Annotated in this window: 8 protein-coding genes; 7 read left to right on the top strand and 1 reads right to left on the bottom strand. The window is 71.6% G+C overall.

The features are described 5' to 3' along the window. Positions 1-256 precede the first annotated feature (256 nt). On the top strand, positions 257-1,120 hold the full coding sequence (locus ACFWBN_RS39350; protein WP_385186568.1) for a trypsin-like serine peptidase: 864 nt from the start codon (positions 257-259) through the stop codon (positions 1,118-1,120). Positions 1,121-1,135: 15 nt separating this feature from the next. Here ACFWBN_RS39350 and ACFWBN_RS39345 read toward each other — a convergent pair whose 3' ends face one another. Continuing rightward, complete coding sequence (locus tag ACFWBN_RS39345; RefSeq protein WP_385186565.1) at positions 1,136-1,576, bottom strand: NUDIX hydrolase; 441 nt, start codon at positions 1,574-1,576, stop codon at positions 1,136-1,138. Between the two features lie 146 nt (positions 1,577-1,722). Between ACFWBN_RS39345 and ACFWBN_RS39340 the strand changes: the two genes are divergently transcribed. The 6 genes from ACFWBN_RS39340 to ACFWBN_RS39315 all read left to right on the top strand — a co-directional run bounded on the left by ACFWBN_RS39340 (position 1,723) and on the right by ACFWBN_RS39315 (position 6,935). Further along, positions 1,723-2,292: a GNAT family N-acetyltransferase gene (locus tag ACFWBN_RS39340; protein ID WP_385186562.1), complete on the top strand. Its 570-nt coding sequence runs from the start codon at positions 1,723-1,725 to the stop codon at positions 2,290-2,292. A gap of 290 nt (positions 2,293-2,582) precedes the next feature. Then, the gene (locus ACFWBN_RS39335) at positions 2,583-2,891 is read left to right on the top strand and encodes a hypothetical protein (RefSeq protein WP_385186560.1); all 309 of its coding nucleotides are present in this window, start codon (positions 2,583-2,585) and stop codon (positions 2,889-2,891) included. Next, the gene (locus ACFWBN_RS39330) at positions 2,888-3,682 is read left to right on the top strand and encodes a hypothetical protein (RefSeq protein ID WP_385186557.1); all 795 of its coding nucleotides are present in this window, start codon (positions 2,888-2,890) and stop codon (positions 3,680-3,682) included. The genes ACFWBN_RS39335 and ACFWBN_RS39330 overlap by 4 nt, the downstream gene beginning before the upstream one ends. Positions 3,683-3,954: 272 nt before the next feature. Further along, entirely contained in the window at positions 3,955-4,902 is a 948-nt protein-coding gene (locus ACFWBN_RS39325; protein WP_385186555.1) for an LLM class F420-dependent oxidoreductase, read from the top strand. Positions 4,903-4,913: 11 nt separating this feature from the next. Further along, complete coding sequence (locus tag ACFWBN_RS39320; RefSeq protein ID WP_385186552.1) at positions 4,914-5,702, top strand: SDR family NAD(P)-dependent oxidoreductase; 789 nt, start codon at positions 4,914-4,916, stop codon at positions 5,700-5,702. A gap of 111 nt (positions 5,703-5,813) precedes the next feature. Beyond that, entirely contained in the window at positions 5,814-6,935 is a 1,122-nt protein-coding gene (locus tag ACFWBN_RS39315) for an LLM class flavin-dependent oxidoreductase (protein ID WP_385186549.1), read from the top strand. Positions 6,936-7,171: the final 236 nt, after the last annotated feature.

The raw sequence follows: 7,171 nt of genomic DNA, 5'->3' as shown, positions 1-7,171 counted from the left end.
GGCCGGCCCGACACGGAGAGACGATGAGACTGACGGGAAACCCCCAAACCCTCCCTGATGCCCCCCGCTTGGGTCCCGACCCCCGAAGCCACCGATCGGCAGGCCGACCTACCTGAGGGATATCCCGCCGGCCCCGACCCCGCCCGACAGGTCACATCGCCGAGCCCAGGTCCCCCGGCCCCCCTCCCGACCCCGCCCCTTGCACCCGACCCCGCCCGCGGGGCATGCTTCGCCGAGGCAAATCGGAAGGATCATCATGCCGGTGGACAAGCGGACCGTGGTGACGGCGGTGTTGTGTGCTGCTGCGGCTCTGGGGGCGTCCGCCGCCGTGGCTGAGCTGGTGCCGCCGCCCGAAGGGGCCGCGCCCGTGCGGGCGAAGGCCGCGCCGACCGCGTCGGCGACGGCTCCGTCGCGTTCGCAAGCGGCGAAGCCTCAGCTCTCCGCGCCGCCCGGCACCACGCTGCCGCCGGCCGTCACCCCGCAACCCGGTGGACCCGCGGCGTTCACCGGGGCCCTGTTCACCAACGGCCTGGACAGCGACCATTTCTGCACCGCCACCGTGGTGCAGAGCCCCGGCCGGAACCTGATCGTCACCGCCGGGCACTGCCTGCTCGACGGGGATCAGAGCAACGGGACGGCCGTCTTCGCACCTGCATACGCCAACGGGGTTGCCCCGTACGGCACATGGAAGATCGAGGAAGCCTTCGAGGACGACCGTTGGGCCGAGGGTACGGACGACGACTACGACCTCGCCTTCGCCCGCCTGACCACCGACGCCCTGGGCCGCACCATCGAGGAAGTGACCGGCGCGGCCGTGCTGGACACCAGTGGCCGCGCGGGCGAGGAGGTCACCGTCACCGGGTACCCCGCCGACCGCAAGGTTCCCCGTACGTGCACGGCGGTCACCGTCCGCGAGAGCCAGACCCAGCAGCGTTTCGACTGCGCGGACTTCCCGGGCGGCACCAGCGGCAGCGCGTGGATCGCCCGCGACGGAAAGATCATCGGCATCCTCACGGGAGGCGACACGGACGACGTGTCGACCAGCACCGTCCTCGGCGACTACGCCGCCTCGCTGTACGCCAAGGCCACCGGTACCGGTACCGGTACCGCCAAGCGGTAGGAGGCCGGCCGGCCTCTACGCCAGCAGCCCCAAGTGCACCGGCTCGGCAGGCGCGTTCGCCAGGAGGTCCGGCAGGCGTGGCGGCCACAGCGGTTCGCCGAGGGTGGCCAGGCGCTGCGGGGAGAGCCACTGCCAGTGGATGTCGGGCGCCTCGAGGACCGGCTCCAGCCGGGGGCCGGTGGTGAGGTAGATGTGCTCGTGCTGGCGGACCGGGATGCCCTCGTGCGTGAAGTCGTGCTCCCAGGTGCACAGCAGCCGCCCGGGTTCGAGGTCGGTCCACCCGGTCTCCTCGCGCAGCTCGCGCCGTACGCACTCCTCGGGGGTCTCGCCGGGGTCGATACCACCGCCCGGCGGCAGCCAGTGGATGCCCACCTCCACGTTGTTCTCGCGGAAGAGGAACACCGAGCCGGTGGGGGACACGATGACAACGCGCGCTGCATGACGTGGAGTTCGCATCGATTCAGCGTACGCCGGTGATCGCCGCCGCGGGATGGGCCTGCACCTGGCCTTTTGTCGCCCGTGCGAAGATTTTTTGCAACGTGTGGGCCGGAGTCGTGGGCCGTGGGCCGTGGACCGTGGGCTGTGGACCGTGGAGGGTGACGATGTACGCGATATCCCTGGGCGACGACGGCGCCGAGCTGTGCCCGCTCGAACCGTGGCAGGCCGAGGAGTTCTTGGCCCACGTGGACCGGGGGCGGGAGTTCATCGGGCAGTTCATCAGGCTCTCGGACGTCGTGACGGACCTGGAGTCGAGCCGGGCGTTCCTCCAGACGTACGCGGAGAGGACCGCGGCCGACACGGGGCGGATCTACGGGATCCGGACGGACGGGAAGCTGGTCGGGGCGGTCATCTTCCGGCAGATGGACGTCGAGCAGGGCACGGCCGAGGTGGGCTGCTGGCTGGAGCCGTCGGCGGCGGGCAGGGGGCTGGTGACCCGGGCGGCGCGGCGGATCATCGACTGGGCCGTCGAGGAGCGGGGCATCCGGCGCGTGGAGTGGTGGGCCGCGGCGGGGAACGAGCCGAGTGTCGCCGTGGCGCGGAGGCTCGGGATGAAGAGGGACGGGGTGTTGCGGGAGAGCGCGCTGTACCGGGGGCGGCGGCAGGACCAGGAGGTCTGGTCGGTGCTGGCGTCGGAGTGGCGGACGGAGCGTTCGGCCGGGGCCGGGGCCTGAGGCGGCGCCCGCTTCCCGGGGCCCTGCCCCGGGCCCCGCGCCTCAAACGCCGGCGGGGCTGGATGTGGCTCCGCCCGTGCCTGGGTGCGGCGCCGGTTCCCGGGGCTCCGCCCCGGACCCCGCTCAAGCGCCGGCGGGGCCGGATGCGGACGAGCGGCTCCGCCGGCCGTGTCGGGCGACCGGACGCTGCTGGGCCACCTGGTCCGGCACCTGTTGGGCAATGCCGTACGTCACAACCGTGCGGGCGGCCGGCCCACCCTGGCCACCACCACGCCGACGGGGAGCCGGCGGTGTCCCCCACCCAACCGTCGATCGATCCGGCCGAAGTCCCGATGCTCCTGGAGCCGTTCCGGCGGCGCGCCGAGCGGCAGCACACCGCAGGTGAGGGCGCCGGGTTGGGGCTTTCGATCGTGGTATCGATCGTGGCATCGGTCGTGGCCTCGATCGCGCGGGCGCACGGGGCGGAGCTGGTGGCGCGGGCCGATCCGGCGCCCGACGGCGGGCTGTCGATCGGGGTCCCCTTCCCGCCGGAGGACGGCCGACGGCCGGACCGGGGTCGGTGGCTTCGAAGATCGGCTCATGTACGGTCGGTTCAATGAGCAAGCACGCCCGAGCCCGCTCCCGTCCGTCGACCACGTCCCGCCGCGTGGCCCTCGCCGCCACCTTCGGCCTGCTGACCTTCGCGGCCGGCTGGGTGTACTCCCTCGACGACAAGGCCGGTGGCGCCGCCGTTTCGCAGGCCCGCTCGGACGGCCGTCCCGCGGCCCCGGACCGGGCCGCGCGCGACGCCGACCGGGCCGGCCTGCAGGGCCTGACCGGCATCAGCGACCAGACCCGGGCGAAGATCCCGGCCGAGTCCCGCCAGCTCATCCTGGTCACTGGCAAGGCCAAGGACTCCTCGGAGTCCACGGCCACGCTCTACACCCGCCCCGAGGCCGGCGCCGACTGGGTCCGGGCCGCGAGCTGGCCGGCCCGCAACGGCGCGAAGGGCTGGTCCACGGAGCGCACGTACGGCGATCTGACCTCCCCGCAGGGCGTCTTCGCGCTGACCGACGCGGGCGGCCTGCTGCCCGCCCCGCCCGGCACGCGGCTCCCGTACGACAAGGACCGCGCCTTCGTCGCGACGGGCCGCGGGGTGAACGGCGAGTCCCTGGCCGGTTCCTTCGACTACGTCGTCGCCATCGACTTCAACCGCAAGCCGGGCACGTCCCCGCTGGACCCCACCAAGCCGGAGGGCGAGGCCAAGGGCGGCAACATCTGGCTCCACGTGGACCACGACGGCCCTTCCCAGGGCTGCGTCGGCATCCCCAAGGAGGCGATGAAGAAGGTCCTGGAGACCCTCGACCCGACGGCGAAGCCGATCATCGCGATGGGCCCGGAAGGGTTCTGACCGGCGGGCCGGTCATGGGTTGAGGCATCACCGGCCCCGCGCCTCCGCCAGGCGCCGGTCCAACTCGGTGTCCAGGTCCTGCTGTTCCGACGGACTCGGGGCGGCCATGAGCGTGCTCCTTCCCGTGCCACAGCGGTACGGGTACGCCCCCCTGCCCGTACTGCTCCAGGTCTGCGGATCGGGACCTCCCTCTTGCCTGACGGACCGTCAGCTACGACGATGGCCCGGCACCGATAGGACGAATCGGCAGACGAAGGCGAGGCGGGCCCGCCATGGCGCGCGTGTTTCCGGAAGGTCGGCTGGTCTACGGGATGCAGCTCCCGGTCCAGTCGCAGAGCACCATCTACGCCGAGCCCTGGGAGGCGTCGGCCACCGCCGCCGATCTCGCCGAGGTCGCGCGGGCCGCCGACAGGGCCGGCTTCGGGTACGTGGCCACCTGCGACCACGTGGCCATCCCGCGGCGGCTCGCCGGCCCCATGAGCACCATCTGGTACGACCCCGTGGCCACCCTCTCCTTCCTCGCCGGCATCACCGAGCAGGTCCGGCTCCTGAGCCACGTCGCCATCCTCGGCCTGCGCCACCCGCTGATCAGCGCCAAGCAGTACGCCACCCTCGACCACCTCTCGGGCGGCCGGCTGATCCTCGGCGTCGGCGCCGGGCACGTGCAGGAGGAGTTCGAGATCCTCGGCGTGGACTTCGCCCGCCGCGGAGCCGTGCTCGACGAGACCCTCGACGCGCTGCGGGCCGCCCTCGGGCCGGAGGAGTATCCGGAGTTCCAGGGCGAGCTGTTCTCCTTCAAGGACCTCGGCCAGCTGCCGCGGCCCGCCCAGGAGCGGATCCCCGTCTGGGTCGGCGGCTCCTCGCCCGCCGCCGTGCGCCGGGCCGCCGTCCGCGGGGACGGCTGGCTCCCGCAGGGCGACCCGCGGGACAGGCTCCCGGCGCAGATCGCCCGTATCAAGGAGCTCAGGGAGGCGGCGGGCGTCGAGGGCCCCATCGAGTTCGGTGCGATCACCGAGCCGCTCTACGTGGGCCAACCCGGCTGGGACACCGGCCGCCGGGCCCTCACCGGCAAGGCGGAGGCGCTCGCCGAGTCCCTGCGGGAGTACAAGGCGCTCGGCGTGGACCAGATCCAGGTCCGCTTCCGCAATCGCGACCGCACCGAACTCGTCGACCAGATCACCGCTTTCGGGGCCGAGGTGGCCCCCCTCCTCAACGACTAGGAGTTGCCGACATGGGCAAGCTGGACGGGCGCGTGGTGATCATCACCGGCGCCGCACGCGGTCAGGGCGAGCAGGAGGCCCGCCTCTTCGCCGCCGAGGGCGCCAAGGTGCTCCTCGGGGACGTGCTGGACGAGCAGGGCGCGGCCGTGGCCAAGGACATCGGCGAGGACCGGGCCCGGTACGTACGGATGGACGTGAGCCGGGAGGAGGACTGGGCGGCGGCCATAGCCACCGCCAAGGAGGCCTTCGGCGGCCGGATCGACGGCCTGGTCAACAACGCCGGCATCCTGCGCTTCAACGAGCTGACCGCGACCCCGCTGGAGGAGTTCCAGCAGGTGGTCCAGGTCAACCAGGTGGGCGCCTTCCTCGGCATCAAGTCCGTCGCCCCCGAGATCGAGGCGGCCGGCGGCGGCACCATCGTCAACACCTCCTCCTACACCGGCCTGACCGGCATGGCCTACGTCGGCACGTACGCCGCGACCAAGGCGGCGATCCTCGGCCTGACCCGGGTGGCGGCCCTGGAGCTGGCCGCCAAGAACATCCGGGTCAACGCGATGTGCCCGGGCGCCGTGGACACCCCGATGGCCAATCCCGGCCTGCTGGATCCGGCGAACATGACCGACGAGGCCCGGGACGCGATGGCGGACCTCTACAAGCGGGTCGTGCCGATGGGCCGGGTCGGGCAGCCGGAGGAGATCGCCAAGCTGGCCCTCTTCCTGACCGGCGAGGACTCCTCGTACATCACCGGCCAGCCGTTCGTCATCGACGGCGGCTGGATGGCGGGCGTCAGCATCCTCTAGCGGCGCAAGTATCTGATGGAGCGTCAGGTATTGACGCTCACGCCCCCGCGGTGGAACAGTCGAGACATCGAATCTGACGCAACGTCAGAAACCAAAGGACGGTGAACCCCCTTGGAATTCGGGCTCTTTGTGCAGGGATACGTGCCTGAAGCGCGGTCCAAGGTCGACCCCGAGGCAGAGCACAAGGCGCTGATCGAGGAGACCGAGTACGTCATCCAGGCCGACAAGTCGGGCTTCAAGTACGCCTGGGCCTCGGAGCACCACTTCCTGGAGGAGTACTCGCACCTGTCGGCGAACGAGGTGTTCCTCGGGTACCTCGCCCACGCCACCGAGCGCATCCACCTCGGCTCCGGCATCTTCAACCCGCTCGCCCCGGTGAACCACCCGGTCAAGGTGGCCGAGAAGGTCGCCATGCTCGACCACCTCTCCAAGGGCCGCTTCGAATTCGGCACCGGCCGCGGCGCGGGCAGCCACGAGATCCTCGGGTTCCTTCCCGGCATCGAGGACATGAACGGCACCAAGGAGATCTGGGAGGAGACCATCGGGGAGTTCCCCAAGATGTTCCTCCAGGAGGAGTACGAGGGGTTCCAGGGCAAGCACTGGTCGCTCCCGCCGCGGAAGATCTTCCCCAAGCCGTACGGGAAGGCGCACCCGGCCATGTGGTACGCCGCGGGCTCCCCCACCTCGTACGCGATGGCGGCCAAGAAGGGCCTCGGGGTCCTGGGCTTCAGCGTCCAGAAGGTCTCGGACATGGAGTGGGTCCTGGAGCAGTACAAGACGGCGATCCGGGAGGCGAAGGCCATCGGTGCCTTCGTCAACGACAACGTGATGGTCACGTCGACCGCGATCTGTGCGGAGACGCACGACAAGGCGGTGGAGATCGCGGTCAACGCGAACATGAACCGCTTCCAGTCGCTGGTCTTCCGCTACCACGACACGTTCCCGCGGCCCGAGGCGATCCCGCAATGGCCCGAGACCCTCCCCGAATACAACGCGGAGATCATCGAACTCCTCATCGCGGAGGAACTGCTGATCTGCGGCGACCCGTCGGAGGTGCGGGCCCAGTGCAAGCGGTGGGAGCAGGCCGGTGCCGACCAGCTCTCCTTCGGTCTGCCGACCGGCGTCTCGAAGGAGGACACCCTCACCACGATCAAGCTGATCGGTGAGCACGTGATCCCGCACATCGACACCGATCCGGTCCACCGGACCACGCGCTTCCGCCAGGCCGTCTGACTCCCCCAGCTACCGCTGGGAGGGGCCCCCAGGCGGGGGAACGGGGCGGCATCTTCCCGGACTGCCGCCCCGCACCGTGCCCCGTCCGGAGGCCCCGCGGCCAGGCGGCCTCCGGCCAGGGCACGGCTCTCCGGCTGCGGCGCCGTTGCCGGGGGCCAGCCCCCGGACCCCCGCGCCTCAAACGCCGGCGAGGCTGGATGTGCCTCCGGCAGCGGCCATATCCAGCCCCGCCGGCG

This window comes from Streptomyces sp. NPDC059989, from assembly GCF_042736975.1.
Taxonomy (GTDB): Bacteria; Actinomycetota; Actinomycetes; order Streptomycetales; family Streptomycetaceae; genus Streptomyces.
This window is presented reverse-complemented; position numbering and strand designations above follow the sequence as displayed.